Genomic DNA, 17,944 nt, shown 5'->3' with positions numbered 1-17,944 from the left:
CTGACTTTTCGCTCGCCAAAAGGCTGTTGCACGACGTGCGGTTCTCCTGCAAGAAGCCGCCATGTCGAGCCAATTAGCTCTCTTGATCGCTATTCTTTCGGAGGTCGCTGCGACCTCCGCCCTCAAGGCGTCGGACGGCTTCAGCCGGCTTTGGCCGTCGGTCATCGTCGTCGCAGGGTACGGATCGGCCTTCTATTTTCTATCTCTCGCGCTCAAGGCGATCCCGATGGGGATCGCCTACGCCATCTGGTCGGGTATCGGCATCGTGCTGATTTCGCTCGCGGGCTGGATCGTCTACGGGCAGAAGCTCGACCTTGCCGCTCTCGCCGGCATGGCGTTGATCATCGCCGGTGTCGTCGTTCTGCAAGTTTTGTCGGGTACGGCAGGGAACTGACCCGTGCAACCCGTGCTCCGCTCCTATCGTGAGCGGATGGCGAGTGGGCGCGGCTCGTCTATAGTCCGCTTCATTTTTGCGGCCGTTGCGGCCGCTTGTTTCGCTCCGGAGCTCTCGCCCATGGGCAAGGTTACGACTCCCTCGCCGTTCGCACCCGAGACACTTGCGATCCTGCCGCCGCTTGCGGGCGTGCGCTTCGCTACGGCCGAGGCCGGTATTCGCTACCAGGGGCGCACGGATCTGATGGTCGCGGTTCTCGACGCAGGGACGACGGTGGCGGGCGTGCTCACGCAATCCAAGACGGCATCGGCGCCGGTGCTCGCGTGCCGCAAGCATCTGAAGAAGGGCGGGGCGCGGCTGCTGATCGTCAACTCGGGAAACGCAAACGCGTTCACCGGAAAAAAAGGGCGGGAGGCGGTCGACCTCACAGTCGAGGCGGGCGCAAAGGCAATCGACTGCGCGCGCCATGATGTGTTCGTGGCCTCTACGGGCGTGATCGGGGAGCCGCTCGAGGCCGAGAAGTTCGCGCATCTCATCGACGGGCTGGTGAAGGGGGCGACGGCGGACAGCTTCCTTCCTGCCGCGCGTGCCGTGATGACCACGGACACCTATCCGAAGCTCGCGACGCGCACGGCGCTGATCGGCGACGTCGAAGTGACGGTCAACGGCTTCTGCAAAGGCGCGGGCATGATCGCGCCGGATATGGCGACCATGCTTTGCTTCATCTTCACGGATGCCGCCATTGGCGCGAAGGCGCTACAGGCGATGCTTTCGGAGCATGTGCAATCGACGTTCAACTCCATGACCGTCGACGGCGACACCTCGACCAGCGATACCTGCCTCGTGTTCGCGACCGGGACGGCGGAAGCGCGCGGGCAGGAGCCGGTGACAAAGGCCGGTTCGAAGAAGCTCAAGGCGTTCTCGGCGGCGCTGCACGACGTCATGGCCGATCTTGCCGTCCAGGTGGCGAAGGACGGCGAGGGGCTGTCGAAGTTCGTGACGTTTGTCGTCGAGGGCGCCGAGAGCGTCGCGGCGGCGCGTAAAATCGCGCTTTCGTGCGCAAACTCGCCGATTCTCAAGACGGCCATCGCGGGCGAGGATCCGAACTGGGGGCGGGTGGTAATGGCGGTCGGCAAGTCCGGTGAGGCGGCGGACCGCGACAAGCTCTCGATCTGGTTTGGGGAGCATTGCGTGGCACGCGATGGCGAGAGATCCGCTGAATACGACGAGGCAACAGCGGCGGCCTACATGAAGAACCGCGAGATCGTGATCCGTATCGATGTCGGCGTCGGGCATGAGCAAGCGCACGTGTGGACGTGCGACCTCACGCACGATTATGTGTCGATCAACGCCGATTATCGGAGCTGAAAGGGGGCAGGCGTGACGCCCGACTTCTGGATCGAGCGCTGGCAGAAAGGCGAGATCGGCTTTCATCAGGCAGCCGGCAACGATCTGCTGGCGATGCACTGGCCGTCGCTCGGGCTCGCTCCCGGCAGCACTGTGTTCGTGCCTCTGTGCGGGAAAAGCCTCGATATGGCGTGGCTTGCGGGGCAAGGCCACCGGGTGATCGGCGTCGAGCTGTCGCCGCTGGCGGTGGACGATTTCTTCCGCGAGCACGGGCTCGAGGCGGAGACGCGGACGGCGGGATCTTTCACGGTGCGCGCGGCGGGGCCGATCGAGATCTGGTGCGGCGACATCTTCGAGCTTCCGGGCGACGCTCTGCGAGACGTGGCGGCTGTCTACGATCGGGCTGCGCTGGTGGCTTTGCCGCCGAGCCTGCAGGTGCGCTATGCCGAGGCCTTACACCGCGTGCTGCCCCGCGCGGCTCCCATTTTCCTGATCTCTCTTTCCTACCCCGATGGCCAGCTCGCGGGGCCGCCTTTCTCCACGCCTCTCTCCGCGGTGGCGGCGCTGTTCGGCGCGACGCACGCGATCGACATCCGCGAGACGCGAGACGGACTGGAGAAGAGCCCGAACCTCAGGGATCGGGGCGTGACGGCGCTCGACGAGGCCGTGTACGTGCTGCGGCGCAAGGCGGGCTGAGCTTATTCGGCGAGCGCGTCGGGGGCGGAGCTGATGGCCTCGTAAACGAGGGCAAGGTCGCCGGCGGTCGTGCAGTAGGGCGGCATGACGTAGATGGTATTGCCGAGGGGCCGCAGCAGGACGCCGCGCGTGAGGAAATGAGTCCGTAGCGCCGGGCCGATGGACGCGAGATAGCCGCCGTCGGGCACTTTCAGATCAATTGCCGCGATGGTGCCGATCTGGCGCGGGTTCTCGAAGCGGGCGTCGGAGGCGAGGGATGCGAGCGCGCCCTTTTGCAGCTCGGCGAGGCGGGCAATGCGATCATGAACGGGCTCGCTCGCCCAGATGCCGAGATTGGCGCGCGCGGCCGCGCAACATACGGGATTGGCGGTGAAGCTCGACGAGTGGAAGAACGTGCGCGTGCGATCCTTCGAAAAATGAGCCTCGAAGATGCGGGAGGTCGCGAGCGTTGCGGCGAGGGGCAACGAGCCGCCGGTCAGACCTTTGGCAAGGCAAAGAATGTCGGGGGTGATCCTGGCCTGCTCGCAGGCGAATGGGGTGCCCGTGCGACCCCAGCCGGTCATTACCTCGTCGGCGATGAAGAGCACGCCATGACGCTCGCAAATGCGCTTCATCTCCGCAAGCGTGCCGGCGCCGTAGATCAGCATGCCGCCCGCGCCCAGTATCAGCGGCTCGACGATGAAAGCAGCCAGCGTGCCGTCGCGTCCGGCGGCATTTAATGCGTCCAAAGTTTCCTGCTCGCGGCCCGGATGCGGAAACGGAATGCGTACCACATCGAACAGAAGCGGCTCGTAGGCGGCGTTGAAGACGCCGCGCGCGCCGGCCGACATGGTGCCGATAGTGTCACCGTGATAGCCGTGCTCGAGCGCGGCGATGCGTGTTCTCGGCTGGCCGATGTTGCGCCAGTAGCCGAGCGCCATCTTGAGCGCCACCTCGACCGCGGTCGAGCCGCTGTCGGAATAGAACACGTGCGCGAGGCCGGGCGGCGCGATGTCGATCAGCATTTCCGCAAGACGTTCGGCGGGCTCGTGGGTGAAGCCGGCGAAGATCACCTGATCCAGCTTGTCGATCTGGTCGTGAATGGCGGCGACGATGGCCGGGTGCCGGTGGCCATGCGTCACGACCCACCACGACGAGATCGCATCGAGGACACGGCGGTTGTCCTCAGTCTCCAGCCACGCGCCCTTGCCGCGTGTGATCGGAAGCGGCTGAGGATCGGTCGCGTGCTGCGTGAAGGGATGCCAGACGATGTTGCGCGCCATCAGCGGAAATCCTCGACGCGGAAATGCGCTGCAAAGGTTTCGGCGAGCTTCGCGGGTGTAAGCGCGTCGAGCAGCGGCAGGCGTCCCAGGCGACGTACGTTGCCCATCTCGACGATGGTGCGCTCGGTGTCGGCGATCTCGTCGCCGACGAAGGCAATGCCGAGAATGGGGATGTTGCGGCCGTTCAAGGCCTCGATCGAGAGCAGGCTGTGGTTGATGGTGCCGAGTGCCGTGCGGGCGACCAGGATCACCGGCAGGCGCCAGGATGCAAAGACGTCGATGGTCAAGGTCTGGCGGTTAACCGGCACCATGAGACCGCCTGCGCCTTCGACGACGAGAGGACCGTCGATCTCGGGGAGCCGCAGCTTCGAAACGCTGATCTCGATACCCTCGGCTTCAGCGGCGCGGTGGGGAGACGCCGGCATCTGCAATCGGTAGGCTTCGGGGAGAATGCGGCCGGGCGGCAGGCCGGAGAGGGCGCGTACGCGCTCGCTATCGCCGCCGCCGTCGAGACCGCATTGGATGGGTTTCCAATACGCCGCTTGGAGCGCGCCGGCGAGGGCGGCCGCGAAAACCGTTTTGCCGATGCCGGTGTCGGTGCCCGTCACGATCACGCCCTGGGTCATGCCGGGACCCGTGCGAGGATCGTGGCGAGGGTGTCGAGCATTCGGGCGGTGGCGTCCTCGCCGGCGTTCAAGGTGAGCGAGATGCGCAGGCGCGCGGTGCCTTCCGGAACGGTCGGCGGGCGCACGGCGCGTACGTCGAAGCCCTCCGCCACGAGCGCCTTGGCGACGGAGACGGCGCGCTCGTCGGCGCCGAGCACGACCGGCTGGATGTGCGATCCCGAGGGCGCGATGCCGCAACTGCGCTCAAGCTCGCGGCCGGCGAATGCCACGAGCTTCGCCAAACGCTGGCGCCGCCCGGGGCCGGTGCGAACGAGGCCCAGTGCTGCGCGAACGGCTGCCGCCATCAGCGGCGAGGGTGCGGTGGCGTAGATGAAGGGGCGTGCGCGGTTGACGAGGAAGTCGCGCATGGCTCGAGGCGCGAGCAGAAGCGCTCCACTCACGCCGAGCGCCTTGCCACAGGTGTGCAGCGAGATGACGTCGGATGAGCCTTCGAGTGCGTGCGCGAGCCCGCGCCCGTCCGGTCCCAGAACGCCTGTCGCGTGCGCCTCGTCGACGACGAGCACGCCATCGTGACGGCGGGCGATCGCAACGAGGTCGGTCAGCGGCGCCTGATCTCCATCCATCGAATAGAGGCTTTCGACGGCGATCCACGGCCGGCCGGTGCCGCCCGCGGCTCTCCATTGCCGGATCGCGGTCTCGAAGCTTTCGGCATCGTTGTGTGCGGCCGACGCGATGGCGGCCTTGCCGGCGCGCATGCCGTCGATGACACTGGCGTGGATCAGGGCGTCGTGGACGACAAGGTCGCCGCGCGCCGGGAGCGTCGAAAAGAGAGCGTAGTTGGCGAGGAAGCCGCCGCCGAAATAAAGGCAACCCTCGGCGCCGAAGAAGGCGGCCGCTTCAGCTTCCAGCACCTCGTGCTCGGGGTCGTTGCCGCGCAGGAGCCGCGAGCCGCCGGCGCCAATGGCAACGCCGCGGTCGAGCGCGGCGGCGACGGCCTCCGCAAGCTCGGGGGAGGCAGCGAGCCCGAGATAGTCGTTGGATGAGAAATCGATGCCGCTCCTGGGCTGAAGCGCCCGCAGGCGTCCGCGCCGCTCGAGCGCCTTCAGCGCCCGCTCGTGGCTGTCTGACATGATGTGGTCCCGGCGCAGCCGCAGCCGGCATGCTCCGTCTCGGCGTCCATTGCCGTTTCATTCCCGGCGGCGCCTTCGAGCGCCATCGGCTCGATGCCGAGCTTGCCGAACAGCACCTTGTCCTTGTCCTCGCCGGGATTGTCGGCGGTGAGCAGCGTGTCGCCGCAGAAGATCGAGTTGGCGCCGGCGAAGAAGCAGAGCGCCTGCGTCTCCTCGCTCATCTCGGTGCGGCCCGCGGAGAGACGGACGAACGACGTCGGCATCATGACGCGGGCCAGCGCGATGACGCGCACGAACTCGATCGGATCGACCTTTTTGCGGTTCTCGAGCGGCGTGCCGGGGATCGGGATCAGCATGTTGATCGGCACGCTCTCGGGATGCTCGTCGAGGTTGGCGAGCGTCACGAGCATGTCGATGCGATCCTCGATCGTTTCGCCGAGGCCGACGATGCCTCCGGAGCAGACCTTGATGCCCGCTTCGCGCACGCGCGCCAGGGTGTCGAGACGATCAGCGAACGAGCGCGTCTTGATGATCTCGGAGTAGTAGCGCTCGGAGGTGTCGATGTTGTGATTGTAGTAATCGAGGCCGGCGTCCTTGAGCTTCACAACGTCACCGTCGGAGAGCATGCCGAGCGTCATGCACGTTTCCATGCCGAGTGCCTTCACGCCCTCGACCATGGCGACGACGGTGTCCATGTCGCGTGCCTTGGGAGAGCGCCAGGCGGCACCCATGCAGTAGCGGGTCGCGCCTTGGGCCTTGGCCTTTCTCGCTTCGGTCAGGACGCGCTCCAGCTCCATCAGTTTGGAGGCTTTGAGGCCGGACGCATGGTGGGCGGACTGGCTGCAATATCCGCAATCCTCGGCGCAGCCGCCGGTCTTGATGGACAAGAGGCGGGCCATCTGGACTTTGTTGGGGTCGAAATGGCGGCGCTGGACGGAGGCGGCCCGGAACAGAAGATCGTTAAAGGGCAGGTCGTGGATCGCCTGCGCTTCGGCACGTGTCCAGTCGTGGCGGACCGGGTCCGCGGCGTTGGTTGTCATCTGGACGACATGCACATTCATCGAGGGGACTCTCCTCATTGGCCTAGGCGATGTTTGCACTGCGAAGGGATGGGACCGCAAGGCTCATTTTTTGCCGCGGCCGCCTGGGACGCGCCGGAAACCCGTACGGTCAATTGTCAACCATAGAGGACCAATACCTGCTTGCGCTGCGCTCCGACATAGGGAAGGCTCGCAATTGCTTGTTCGATTTGAACCGATCAACGGCTCAAACGATCCAGGGGAGACCACCATGGACCTTACACAACTGTTGATTCAGGCCGCAAGTGGCGCGATCGGCGGCAACGCCGCAGCCGCAGCCACGAAGAACGACGCGCTCGGCACGCTGGGCAACACGATCGCAGGCGCCCTCGGCGGCGGGCTTGGCGGCCAGTTGCTCGGTCCGCTTCTCGGGCTCGGCGGGGCGGCAGCGGCCTCCGGTCTCGACATCAACGCCATCATTACGGGCTTCGCGACGGGTGGCGTCAGCGGCGCGCTGACGGCTCTGGTGCTTGGCTTCATCAAGGCGAAGCTCGCCGGCTGATCGGCCAGCCATAAAACGGTCCAGCCGCAACGTCCTGGGAGGAGGGCCGCGGCTGGAGCGTCACGTTTTCCGTCAGCCCGCGATTTTTCCGCCGCCTTTGCGCGTGATGGCGACGATGGAAGGGCGTGGCGGCGTGCCGTCCTCGAAGTCGGGCCAGCGGGTGATCGGTGCCTCGAAGGTCGAGACCGGGCCATTGTCCTCGGTCTCGCCCGGGTGCTGGACGGCGACAAAAAACGTTTCGAGGTCGGGCGTGAAGCACGGCCCGCACATCTCGGCTCCGGTGGGCACCTGGAAGAAACAGCGCGAGGTTCCGCGTCCCGCGCCTTCGGTCTCGATCGCCCATATGCCATCGTTACGTCCGGTGCCCTTGGGCGAGTTGCCGTCGGTCGCGACCCAAAGGCGGCCCTCGGCGTCCACGGTGCAGTTGTCCGGCATGCCGAACCAGCCGTTCTTCGAGGTGGCCGGATTGAAGGTGGCGCCGACCTCGGCGATCTCAGGCGAGCCGCATTTCAAGAGAATGTCCCAGGTGAAAGACGGCGCCGCGTGATCTCCGCCGTCCGGCGTGATTTCGATGATGTGGCCGAACTTGTTCCCGGCGCGCGGGTTGGCGGCATCGACCTCATCGATCTTGCGCTTCGAATTGTTGGTCAGCATCAGATAGACCTTGCCGGTCTTCGGATTGACGTCGATGTCCTCGGGGCGGTCCATGCGGGTGGCGCCGAGGAGATCGGCGGCAAGACGCGCGTGGATCAGCACGTCACCCTGGTCCTTGAAGCCGTTGGCCTCGTTGATCCAGACTTGACCATCCTTGTTGGCGTTGCCGTGGACGAGCGGCAGCCACTGGCCTGTGCCGTCGGCGTTGAAGCGCGCGACGTAGAGCGTGCCGCGATCAAGGAGGTCCTTGTTGGCGGTGCGATTGGTGGTGTCGACCGTGCCTTCGGTGACGAAGCGGTAGACGTAGTCGAAGCGCTCGTCGTCGCCCTGATAGACGACGAAGCGTCCGTCGCGATTGACGATGTTGCCGGCGCCCTCATGCTTGAAGCGTCCCATGGCGGTGCGCTTCACCGGTGTCGAGGCAGGGTCGAGCGGATCGATCTCGACCACCCAGCCGAAGCGGTTCGGCTCGTTGGGTTCCTTCAACGTGTCGAAGCGATCGTGGAAACGGCCCCAGGCGTACCACTGGGCCGGGGCGCCGTAGCGGCGTAAGGCGCGCGCTTCAAGCGTCAGAGGCTCGGCCGCAGCCTTGCTCCAGAAATAGCCGTTGAAGTTCTCCTCGCAGGTGAGCCACGTGCCCCAGGGTGTCACGCCGCCCGCGCAGTTGTTCAGCATGCCGCGAACGCGTGTGCCGGTGGAGTCGTCCTTGGTCTTCATGCGGGCATGGCCGGCGGCGGGGCCGGAGATGGCGATCTCCGTATCGGCGGTGATACGGCGCGCGTACTTGGAATTCGGAATGACCTGCCATTTGCCGTCCGTGCGGCGGATCTCGATCACGGAGCCGCCGTGCGCCATCATCTCGGCGTCGACGATCTCGCGCGTGACGGCGGCGAAATCCGCATCCTTGTCGCTGCGGGGGGCGATGCCAGGAAACATCAGTTCGCCGTTCGTGTATTCGTGGTTGACGACGAGGAGGCCGTGATCGGAGGCGCCGTCGAGGGGAATGAAGCCCAGGAAGTCGTTGTTGTAACCGAACTGTTTCGTCTGCGCAGCCGCGTCCGGTTTCCCGGGCACGAATGCGGGTGCGTCCGGCAGCACGGCGTCGCCCCAGCGGATCAGGATGTCGGCATCGTAGCCCTCGGCCACGTGGTGGGTTTCCGAGGCGGGCGCGACCGCAAGCTCGGGGAAGTCGAACGGCGCCGAAGCGCCATCGGGCGAAGCCGCCATGAGAGCACGAGGCCAAAGAGCCTCGGTTGCCACCGAGACGGCGACTAGGCCTTGCATGAGGTCGCGGCGCGACAGGCGCGCGGCGACCATATCTCCAAGCGTCGGGGCCGAGCTCGGGTTGCTGCCCTCGTTCTCGGCGGCTTCGAAGGCGACAGACGGAGGAAGCGGGCGACGCGTCATGGCAGTCCTCGGATGCTCGTTCGAGCCACCGTTTAGCGATGTCGGATCACTTTCTCATGACGCTTGTTGGCGCAACGCGTGGAAAACAACACGCTAAGATCCAATGCAGAAGACCTGGGTCGATACTTATCAACATTTCGTTATTGTCTTCTTCTTATCCAATTGTTCTTGATCAATTGCATTCGCGCCACGTCGTGCCTAGGCTTAAGGCAGCAATCATGAGATCCGGTCCATGAGCCGGGTCCACCGTCAGGGGAGTAGAGGCAAATGGGAACGGGCAATCGCGCCGATTTCGATTCAAGGGCATTCGGACCCTTCGCACCGCTCTTCGAGGCTTATGTCACTTCGCTCGAGGACTTCGGCCGCAGCTTCGGCGTGCCCACCGCGCTTCCTTCGGAGTTCAGTCCTTATACGGTGTCACAGCGCGCGAGCGCCCCGTTCAAGGCGGCGGCGCGCTCACAACTCGAGGTGATGGGGCTGCTCAATCGCCGAACGCAGGCCTATCTGCAGGCGCCGACGCGGTTCGCGCAATGCCGTTCGCCGCAAGACGTGCTCAACGAGCAGATGGCGTTCTGGCGCACGGCTGCCGAGCAGTACGGTGAGACGAGCCGCAAGATCTTCGATGCGTGGGCGTTCGCCGATCCCTGGTCCTATGGCGGTGGGCGTCCTTCGGCGGCGGCACGCGACTACATCAATTTCAACGGCACAGGCAGCAAGGACGGCGGTCCGCATACGACCCGTCCCGATCAGCCGCCCGCGGGCAAGCAGCGCCGCGTCGCCTGAGCACGCCGTCACGCGAAAGATGTGCAAGCCCGGGACGACCTCGTCTCGGGCTTCATCTATTTCTGGGTCTTAGTTGAGAGCTGTGAGCCCGTCGCCGAATCCCGCGAGCGAGATCGGGATGCCGATGCCGGCCTCCTCGGACTGGAAGATGATGAAGATCGCCGTCTTGCCGCTCTTCAACTGCGCAATGAGTTTGTCGTCGACGGTGACCTGAGCATAGCAGGCGAAGGTGTGGCAGCGCAGAAACGGCGCGTGGCCGATGTCCACCCCGTCCACCTTGAGCCCGATGCCGGGAGGCAGGAGCACGCCGACCGGTGCGAAGACGCGAAGCACCTTGGTGCCGTTCGAGAACTTTTGGAAATAGATGGTGAGACCGACGTTCTTGCGGTCCTCGGCGGTCACGCTTTGAACGAGCGCGCAAACCTCGTTCTTGGCTCCCGGAGGCGGAGGCTTGCAGACATATTGCCAGTCCCCGTACTGGCCTTTCACCTCGCCGCCGAACTGCTGCTGCAGGGCTGCCTGTTTGGCGTCCGGGGCGGCGCCGGCGCGCGCCGATTCACTGCCGCTCAAACCCGTCCCCACAAGTCCCGTTAAGGCCAGGCCTAACGCAGTGCACAAGATGATCAGCTTACGTTGCCAAACGCGGCGCGCGGGCCGTACCTGTCTGCGGAAAAGAAGAGCCATCGGAATCTTGTGATCCTCGTGAGCTAGGGATCGAAGGCCGTGCCGGGCCTGTAAAAGAACGGCCAGCGCGTCTAGCGCAGTTCGCTCGTCTCGGCGAGGAAAAAGGCCAAAGTGGGACCCGGCCGGGCTCGATCTGTCCGATGTGAGTCCGGTGTGCGTCATGTAAGGCGGTTGCGGTGTTCAATGAGCATGTTGCGATGCAGCAGAAGGGAGGAACTCCGTAAGGATCTTCAACGCGTGGATATGACGCAGAAAACTTGACTTGAGCACGGTTTGACGATTGTGCTGTGTGTTGGTTTGGGGGGACTTTGCCGCAACCGTGTGCACTCTTGGTGGCGAGTGTGCGCAAGGAGGGTGGTGGCGCAGGTTCCCGCCAGTCTGGCGGAGACGCCGGGCAGGAACGATCGGCAAGATCGAAAACGACCGATATCAGGGAGAATTCCCGGCACCATTGTGGCGGGAGACGGAACTCGGGGAGCGCATTAATGCTGAAATGGATACGGAAGTGTATGCCTCAAACGGCGCTGGCCGGGCTTCTAGCCTTGCTGCTTGCGCCGGGTGCGGCGATGGCCGCTAACGGCCTCGGGCATTCTCTGCCAGGGCAGATGGGCCTGCAGGAGGCCGCTACGCCGATCGCGCGCGAGCTGCACGCCTTTTACGATCTTACGAACATCGTCATCATCGCCATCGCGATCTTCGTTCTGATCCTGATGCTCTACGTGATGTTCCGCTTCAACGAGAAGCGCAACCCGACCCCCAGCACCACCACGCATCACACGCTCCTCGAGGTGGCCTGGACGGTGATCCCGATCCTGATCCTGGTGCTGATCGCCATCCCGTCGTTCAAGCTACTGATGAATCAGTACACGTATCCGAAGCCCGATCTCACCATCAAAGCGATCGGCAACGCCTGGTTCTGGGAGCATGAGTATCCCGACTACGGCAACTTCAACATCACCTCGAACATGTTGACCGACGAAGAGGTCGCTGCGCGCGAGCAGAAGGGCATTCCTTCGCCGCGCCTGCTTTCGGTCGACAACGAGATCGTGGTGCCGGTGAACAAGGTCGTGCACGTGCTCGTGACGAGCAACGACGTGATCCACAACTGGACCGTTCAGTCGTTCGCCTCGAAGGTGGACGCGGTGCCGGGGCGCATAACCTCGACCTGGTTCCAGGCCGAGAAGGAAGGCATGTTCTACGGACAGTGCTCCGAGCTCTGCGGTCTCAATCATGCGTTCATGCCGATCGCCGTGCGCGTCGTGTCGGACGGTGTGTTCAACGAGTGGATCGGCGCCATGCAGGCGAAGGACCGCAAGAAGGCACGCGAAATCCTCGACAAGGTGGCTCTCGAGCAGGCCGGCATCAAAGCCGTGGCCGAGAACGCCCCGTCGCAAGCGCGCTAGAACGCACCGCGCGGCTGTCCGCCTGGGCAGCCGCCACCTGAAACCAGGAATGGAAACACCCCCAACAAGGGTTTGCAAAAATGGGTAGCACCGCACACGCCAGCCACGACCACGATCACGCCCCGACCGGGCTGCGTCGCTGGCTCTTTTCGACGAACCACAAAGACATCGGCACGATGTACCTGATCTTCGCGATGATCGCGGGTCTCATCGGCGGCGGACTGTCGGTTGCCATGCGCCTCGAGCTCGCAGAGCCCGGGATGCAGTACTTCTCCAATCCGCACATGTTCAACGTGTTCGTGACGGGCCATGGTCTCATCATGGTGTTCTTCATGGTCATGCCCTCGACCATGGGCGGCTTCGGAAACTGGTTCGTGCCGCTGCAGATCGGCGCGCCGGACATGGCGTTCCCGCGCATGAACAACATCTCGTTCTGGCTGTTGCCGGTGGCGCTTACGCTGCTCCTGATCTCGATGTTCGTCGAGGGTCCGACGGGCATGCACGGTGTCGGCGCAGGCTGGACGGTCTATGCGCCGCTCTCCACCTCGGGCCATCCCGGCCCGGCGATGGACTTCGCCATCCTGGCGCTGCACGTCGCGGGCGCCTCGTCGATCCTCGGCGCGATCAACTTCATCACCACCATCTTCAACATGCGCGCTCCGGGCATGACGCTGCACAAGATGCCGCTGTTCGTGTGGAGCGTGCTGATCACGGCCTTCCTGCTTCTGCTTTCGCTGCCGGTGCTCGCCGGCGCGATCACGATGCTGCTCACGGATCGCAACTTCGGCACGACCTTCTTCTCGCCGGCCGGCGGTGGCGACCCGATCCTCTACCAGCATCTGTTCTGGTTCTTCGGTCACCCCGAGGTGTACATTCTGATCCTGCCCGGCTTCGGCATGGTCAGCCACATCGTGTCGACCTTCTCGCGCAAGCCCGTGTTCGGCTATCTCGGCATGGCGTACGCCATGGTCGCCATCGGCCTCGTCGGCTTCATCGTGTGGGCGCACCACATGTATGCTGCCGGCATCACGGTCAACACGCAGGCCTACTTCGTGTTCGCGACGATGGTCATCGCGGTTCCGACCGGCGTTAAGATCTTCTCGTGGATTGCCACCATGTGGGGCGGGTCGATCCAGTTCAAACTGCCCATGATCTGGGCCTTGGGCTTCATCTTCCTGTTCACGGTGGGTGGCGTCACGGGCGTCATGCTGGCCAACGCCGGCGTCGACCGCGCGCTGCACGACACCTACTACGTCGTCGCGCACTTCCACTACGTGCTGTCGCTCGGCGCCGTGTTCTCGATCTTCGCGGGCTACTACTACTGGTTCCCGAAGATGACCGGCTACATGTACTCCGACTTCTGGGGCAAGCTGCACTTCTGGATCACCTTCGTCGGTGCCAACGTGCTGTTCTTCCCGCAGCACTTCCTCGGCCTCGCCGGCATGCCGCGCCGCTATGTGGACTATCCGGATGCCTACGCGTTCTGGAACCACGTGTCGTCGATCGGCTCGTATATGACGGCGGTTGGAACGCTCTGCTTCTTCATCGGCGTGTTCGTCGCGCTGGCCCGCAAGGTGCCTGCCGGCAACAACCCGTGGGGCTCGGGTGCGACCACCCTCGAGTGGACGTTGCCGTCGCCGCCGCCGTTCCATTCGTTCGAGACGCTGCCGCGCATCTCGGCAAGCTCGCACCACTAAGGCGGGCGGACGCCGCACGGCCGAGGCGGAAACTCTGCCGTGTGGTCCTGAACAAACTTTCGGTGGGCGTGCCGTTTGCGCCCACCGTCGCTCCAAGGCCGCAACAAAGAATTGCGCGCAGTATCAGCGGGGGTAACCCGCGGCGGGAGGATGGGAGACGATGACAGGACTGACTGCCGAGGGCACGCTTGCCCGCTCCGTCACCAGCTCGGAGCCTTCGGTCGGGGATTTTCTCGAACTGATGAAGCCGCGAGTCATGTCACTCGTGGTGTTCACCTCGCTCGCCGGGCTGTTTGCAGCCCCGGGCTCGCTGCATCCGGTTCTGGCCGTGATCGCGATCCTTTGCATTGCGGTCGGCGCGGGAGCGTCGGGCGCTCTCAATATGTGGTACGACGCGGACATCGACGCGCGCATGGCGCGCACGGCGGCGCGCCCCATTCCCCGCGGGCGCGTGACCGCAGATGAGGCGCTCGCCTTCGGCTCCGTGCTGTCGGTGATGTCTGTTTTGACGCTCGGCGTGCTCGTCAACTGGGTCGCGGGTGCGCTGCTGGCACTGACGATCGCCTACTATGTCTTCTTCTACACCATGTGGCTCAAGCGCCGGACGCCGCAGAACATCGTCATCGGCGGGGCCGCCGGCTCGTTTCCTCCGATGATCGGGTGGGCGGCCGTGACCGGGACGGTGACCGTCGAAAGCGTGCTGCTGTTTCTCATCATCTTCATGTGGACGCCGCCGCACTTCTGGGCGCTGGCGCTCTACCGCTGCCGCGACTACGAGCGCGTGGGCGTGCCGATGCTGCCGGTCGTGGCTGGCCCGGACGAGACGCGCCGCCAGATCCTGCTCTATTCGCTGGTGCTGACGCCGCTGGCCGTGACGCCGTATTTCATCGGGCTCGGCGGGGTCGTCTACCTCGCCACCTCGGTGGTGCTGGGTCTCGTGTTCCTGTATCTGGCCTTCAAGGTCTGGCGCATCCGCGAAGGCCGCGTGGCGGATCATGCGGCGAAGCAGCTGTTCGGCTTCTCGATCCTCTATCTCTTCATTTTGTTCGGGGTCATCCTGGGCGAGCATCTCGCACTCAAATTCTAGGCTGTAGGACCCCGTGGGATACATCGACGTCAAGGCACGAGAGGCAACGGTGACACACGACGCGGACGAGGAAGCGAAGCGCCTCAGGCGCCAGCGCCTGCGCTCGGCAGCCATTGCGCTCGGTCTCGGGTTTCTCGTGATGCTGTTCTATGCGGCGACTATCGTCCGTATGGGCGGGCATCAGTAGCGGCAACGGAAATTGGGAGCTCCTGTGACGACAGACGGCCAGAACGACGCGAGCATCTCGGCAAACCAGCCGAAGCGGGACCCGGTGCGCCGGGGCTCGAATCGCGGCGTCGTCCTCTTTTGTCTCACGGCGCTCGTCACCATGGGGGCCGCAACGTGGGCGGCCGTGCCGCTCTATCGGCTGTTCTGCCAGGTTACAGGCTTCGGCGGCACGCCGATGCGAGCCGACAGGGCGCCCGACAGGATTGTCGACCGCACGATCACCGTGCGCTTCGACGCCAACGTGGTGCCCGGGATGCCGTGGTCGTTCGAGCCGGTGCAGCGCACGCTCGAGGTCAAGCTCGGCGAGAACGCGCTCGCCTTCTACAAGGCACACAACACGTCGAACGAGACGGTCAAGGGCTCAGCGAGCTTCAACGTGTCGCCGGACAATGCCGGGGCGTATTTCAGCAAGATCGAGTGCTTCTGTTTCACGGAGCAGACCCTGGCGGCGGGCGAGAGCGTCGACATGCCGGTGTCGTTCTTCGTGGATCCCAAGATGCTCGACGATCGCGATGCGCGGGTCATCAAGGAGATTACGTTGTCCTACACCTTCTATCCGGTGGAAGACAGCGGCAGTGCCAAAGCCGAGGTGAAGCCCACCGAGGCGCGGCAGGGAGGCTGACGAGATCGGCGGCGTGCCGGCGGGCGAGCCGCAGGAGTTCAAGACGAAAGTTCGAGGTCATCCGGGCGCGTGTTTCGGCCGGTGGCTTTCGGGGGATAAAACGAACGGGGATTTACGGAGACGAAAATGGCCCAAGCGCACGGCAAGCAACACGACTACCATCTGGTTGATCCCAGCCCCTGGCCGCTCACTGCGTCGCTCTCGGCGCTGGTGACCGCCATCGGCGCGATCATCTGGATGCGCTCGCTCGGAGAGGGCGCCTCGGGCCTGTTCGGCATTCACGGACCGTGGGTGTTCCTGGCCGGTTTCGCCGGTCTTGCGACGACGGCGTTCCTGTGGTGGCGCGACGTCATCAAGGAGGCCAACCGCGGCGACCATACGCCGGTCGTGCAGCTGCATCTGCGCTACGGCATGATCCTCTTCATCGCCTCCGAGGTCATGTTCTTCGTGGCCTGGTTCTGGGCCTACTTCGATTTTGCGCTGTTCCCCGCCGACGTGCACATGATCGAGAATCTCAAGGAAGGCGTGGGCATGGTAACGCGGAACGAGCTGTTCGGCGGACAGTGGCCGCCGGTGCCGGTCGAGGCGACCGAGGCGGTGATCCCGGCGACGGGCGCTCCGGTCAACGGCTATTTCAAGGGCACGTTCGATCCGTGGGGCATCCCGCTGGTCAACACGCTCATCCTGCTGTCCTCGGGCTGCACGGTAACCTGGGCCCACCATGCGCTGCTCAAGAACGACCGCCGCGGTCTCGTGCTCGGTCTGCTCGCCACCGTGATCCTGGGCGCGATCTTCACCGGCTTCCAGGCCTACGAGTACATGCACGCGGCCTTCACCTTCGGCGGCCACGCCTACGGCTCGTCGTTCTTCATGGCGACCGGCTTCCACGGCGCACATGTGATCATCGGCACGATCTTCCTTCTGGTGTGCCTGGTCCGCGCCATCCGCGGTGCATTCACGCCGCAGCAGCACTTCGGGTTCGAAGCGGCTGCCTGGTACTGGCACTTCGTCGACGTGGTCTGGCTGTTCCTGTTTGCGGCGATCTACGTCTGGGGCGCTGGCGCCAATGCGGGCGCCGCCCACTAACGGCGCATCGCTTGCGCTGACGTCGATATGAGGGGTCGGGACTTTGAGCCCGACCCCTTTGTCCATTCCGAGGAGCACTTGATATGGCGGGTGGCGAGGCGACCAAAGGGACGGAGCGTGGCGTCAATCCGCTTTTTGCGGGGACGCTCGCGCGCTGCCCGCGTTGCGGACGCGGAGGGCTGTTTCGCAACGGGTTGATGTTGCGGTCCGCCTGCGAGAGCTGTGGTCTCGACTACAAGTTCATCGACACCGGTGATGGCCCGGCGGTGTTCGCCATTCTGATCCTGGGTTTCGTCGTGCTCGGCGGCGCGTTGTTCGTCGAGTTCCGCTATGAACCGCCGGTATGGGTGCATGTGGTGCTGTGGGGGATCCTGACGCCGCTGCTGGCGTTCATCCTGCTCCGCTTCCTCAAAGCGATCCTGATCGCGCTGCAGTGGCATCACAAGGCGGAAGAGGGCCGACTGGCCAAGGATTGAGAGCATGAACGCGACTGATGCGCCGAGTGTCCGGGCTCGTGTCCGCAGCCTGGTGCCAGCAGCGGCGATGACGCTCGTGGCGCTTGCGATCCTGCTTGGTCTCGGGTTCTGGCAGCTCGAGCGCAAGGCCTGGAAGGAAACGCTGCTGGCCACGATCGCGGCGCGCGCGACGGAGCCGCCAGTCGATCTCCTGAATGCCTATAGCGCAACCCACGATAACGACCTCGGCTTCGAATACATGCGGGCCAAAATTCGCGGCCGTTACGCGCACGACAAGGAACGTTATTTCTACGCGCCGGATGCGAAGCTGGGACCTGGCTATCACGTCTATACGCCGCTCGAGGTCGCCGGCACAAAGGCCGTCGTGTTCATCAACCGCGGTTTCGTGCCGGAGGATCTCAAGGACCCGGCGAAACGGCCGCAGGGACAGGTCGACGGCGAGGTGGAGGTTATCGGCCTGATGCGCGGCCCCGGGCACAAGGGCACGTTCACGCCCGACAACGATACCAAGGCCAATCTTTGGTTCTGGCGCGACTATGCCGGTCTCTTCGCCTCGGCTTATTCCGGAACGGACCGCACGCCCATTGCAGCTTTCCTCGACGCGGAGGACGCCGCTCCCGGTGGTTGGCCGATGGGGCGTGCGACGCTCGTCGACCTGCCCAACCGCCATCTCGAGTACGCGTTGACGTGGTTCGGCCTTGCCGGGACGCTCATCGCCGTTTTTGCGGCCTTTGCCTGGACGCGGCTTCGCGCGGCGGCCTAATCGGCGGCCTTTGCTTGA

19 protein-coding genes are annotated in these 17,944 nt (G+C 64.6%); 13 read left to right on the top strand and 6 right to left on the bottom strand.

Annotation, left to right across the window (positions count from 1 at the left end; all coding sequences use genetic code 11):
* Positions 1-61 precede the first annotated feature (61 nt).
* The 3 genes from QZV93_RS04805 (at position 62) to QZV93_RS04795 (ending at position 2,437) form a co-directional block, all read left to right on the top strand.
* Positions 62-394 carry a multidrug efflux SMR transporter gene (locus QZV93_RS04805; protein ID WP_295556430.1) on the top strand — a complete coding sequence of 111 codons (333 nt, stop codon included), beginning with the start codon at positions 62-64 and terminating at the stop codon, positions 392-394.
* A 120-nt stretch (positions 395-514) separates the two neighbouring features.
* The gene (gene argJ / locus QZV93_RS04800; RefSeq protein ID WP_295556429.1) at positions 515-1,762 is read left to right on the top strand and encodes a bifunctional glutamate N-acetyltransferase/amino-acid acetyltransferase ArgJ; all 1,248 of its coding nucleotides are present in this window, start codon (positions 515-517) and stop codon (positions 1,760-1,762) included.
* A 12-nt stretch (positions 1,763-1,774) separates the two neighbouring features.
* Positions 1,775-2,437 carry a thiopurine S-methyltransferase gene (locus tag QZV93_RS04795; RefSeq protein ID WP_295556428.1) on the top strand — a complete coding sequence of 221 codons (663 nt, stop codon included), beginning with the start codon at positions 1,775-1,777 and terminating at the stop codon, positions 2,435-2,437.
* Positions 2,438-2,439: 2 nt separating this feature from the next.
* Here the strand turns inward: QZV93_RS04795 and QZV93_RS04790 are convergent, their stop codons facing one another.
* The 4 genes from QZV93_RS04790 to bioB are packed head-to-tail and all read right to left on the bottom strand — an operon-like array spanning position 2,440 to position 6,516.
* Positions 2,440-3,699 carry an adenosylmethionine--8-amino-7-oxononanoate transaminase gene (locus QZV93_RS04790; RefSeq protein ID WP_295556426.1) on the bottom strand — a complete coding sequence of 420 codons (1,260 nt, stop codon included), beginning with the start codon at positions 3,697-3,699 and terminating at the stop codon, positions 2,440-2,442.
* Positions 3,699-4,325 carry a dethiobiotin synthase gene (bioD, locus tag QZV93_RS04785; RefSeq protein WP_295556425.1) on the bottom strand — a complete coding sequence of 209 codons (627 nt, stop codon included), beginning with the start codon at positions 4,323-4,325 and terminating at the stop codon, positions 3,699-3,701. Before bioD ends, QZV93_RS04790 begins: the two co-directional genes overlap by 1 nt.
* On the bottom strand, positions 4,322-5,455 hold the full coding sequence (locus tag QZV93_RS04780; protein ID WP_295556423.1) for an 8-amino-7-oxononanoate synthase: 1,134 nt from the start codon (positions 5,453-5,455) through the stop codon (positions 4,322-4,324). Before QZV93_RS04780 ends, bioD begins: the two co-directional genes overlap by 4 nt.
* Entirely contained in the window at positions 5,428-6,516 is a 1,089-nt protein-coding gene (gene bioB / locus QZV93_RS04775) for a biotin synthase BioB (RefSeq protein ID WP_295556422.1), read from the bottom strand. Before bioB ends, QZV93_RS04780 begins: the two co-directional genes overlap by 28 nt.
* Positions 6,517-6,745: 229 nt before the next feature.
* Between bioB and QZV93_RS04770 the strand changes: the two genes are divergently transcribed.
* Positions 6,746-7,036 (top strand): hypothetical protein, encoded by a 291-nt coding sequence (locus QZV93_RS04770; RefSeq protein ID WP_295556421.1) that lies wholly within the window; start codon positions 6,746-6,748, stop codon positions 7,034-7,036.
* A gap of 72 nt (positions 7,037-7,108) precedes the next feature.
* On the opposite strand, the gene QZV93_RS04765 is transcribed toward QZV93_RS04770, so the two are convergent.
* The gene (locus QZV93_RS04765; RefSeq protein WP_295556420.1) at positions 7,109-9,097 is read right to left on the bottom strand and encodes a PhoX family phosphatase; all 1,989 of its coding nucleotides are present in this window, start codon (positions 9,095-9,097) and stop codon (positions 7,109-7,111) included.
* A gap of 267 nt (positions 9,098-9,364) precedes the next feature.
* On the opposite strand from QZV93_RS04765, the gene QZV93_RS04760 reads away from it, so the two are divergent.
* Complete coding sequence (locus tag QZV93_RS04760; protein ID WP_295556419.1) at positions 9,365-9,880, top strand: phasin family protein; 516 nt, start codon at positions 9,365-9,367, stop codon at positions 9,878-9,880.
* Positions 9,881-9,949: 69 nt separating this feature from the next.
* Here the strand turns inward: QZV93_RS04760 and QZV93_RS04755 are convergent, their stop codons facing one another.
* Entirely contained in the window at positions 9,950-10,450 is a 501-nt protein-coding gene (locus tag QZV93_RS04755) for an invasion associated locus B family protein (protein WP_295556418.1), read from the bottom strand.
* A gap of 623 nt (positions 10,451-11,073) precedes the next feature.
* On the opposite strand from QZV93_RS04755, the gene coxB reads away from it, so the two are divergent.
* The 8 genes from coxB (at position 11,074) to QZV93_RS04715 (ending at position 17,926) form a co-directional block, all read left to right on the top strand.
* The gene (gene coxB, locus QZV93_RS04750) at positions 11,074-11,967 is read left to right on the top strand and encodes a cytochrome c oxidase subunit II (RefSeq protein WP_295556417.1); all 894 of its coding nucleotides are present in this window, start codon (positions 11,074-11,076) and stop codon (positions 11,965-11,967) included.
* An 80-nt stretch (positions 11,968-12,047) separates the two neighbouring features.
* A complete protein-coding gene (gene ctaD / locus QZV93_RS04745) occupies positions 12,048-13,664 on the top strand; it encodes a cytochrome c oxidase subunit I (protein WP_295556416.1) in 1,617 nt (538 codons plus the stop codon).
* A gap of 160 nt (positions 13,665-13,824) precedes the next feature.
* Complete coding sequence (gene cyoE, locus QZV93_RS04740; protein WP_295556415.1) at positions 13,825-14,751, top strand: heme o synthase; 927 nt, start codon at positions 13,825-13,827, stop codon at positions 14,749-14,751.
* A 49-nt stretch (positions 14,752-14,800) separates the two neighbouring features.
* Positions 14,801-14,938 carry a hypothetical protein gene (locus QZV93_RS04735; protein WP_295556414.1) on the top strand — a complete coding sequence of 46 codons (138 nt, stop codon included), beginning with the start codon at positions 14,801-14,803 and terminating at the stop codon, positions 14,936-14,938.
* 24 nt (positions 14,939-14,962) lie between these two features.
* Positions 14,963-15,601, top strand: coding sequence for a cytochrome c oxidase assembly protein (locus tag QZV93_RS04730; protein WP_295556413.1), 639 nt, complete (start codon positions 14,963-14,965; stop codon positions 15,599-15,601).
* 126 nt (positions 15,602-15,727) lie between these two features.
* Positions 15,728-16,687, top strand: coding sequence for a cytochrome c oxidase subunit 3 (locus QZV93_RS04725; RefSeq protein ID WP_295556412.1), 960 nt, complete (start codon positions 15,728-15,730; stop codon positions 16,685-16,687).
* Positions 16,688-16,770: 83 nt separating this feature from the next.
* Positions 16,771-17,163: a DUF983 domain-containing protein gene (locus QZV93_RS04720; RefSeq protein ID WP_295556411.1), complete on the top strand. Its 393-nt coding sequence runs from the start codon at positions 16,771-16,773 to the stop codon at positions 17,161-17,163.
* Between the two features lie 4 nt (positions 17,164-17,167).
* Complete coding sequence (locus QZV93_RS04715) at positions 17,168-17,926, top strand: SURF1 family protein (protein ID WP_295556410.1); 759 nt, start codon at positions 17,168-17,170, stop codon at positions 17,924-17,926.
* The last annotated feature ends 18 nt before the right edge of the window (positions 17,927-17,944 follow it).

Origin of the sequence: uncultured Hyphomicrobium sp., assembly GCF_902826555.1 — a bacterium.
In the GTDB taxonomy this organism is placed as follows: domain Bacteria; phylum Pseudomonadota; class Alphaproteobacteria; order Rhizobiales; family Hyphomicrobiaceae; genus Hyphomicrobium_C.
The sequence above is the reverse complement of the archived record's forward strand: the minus strand, read 5'-3'. Positions and strand labels throughout refer to the sequence as shown.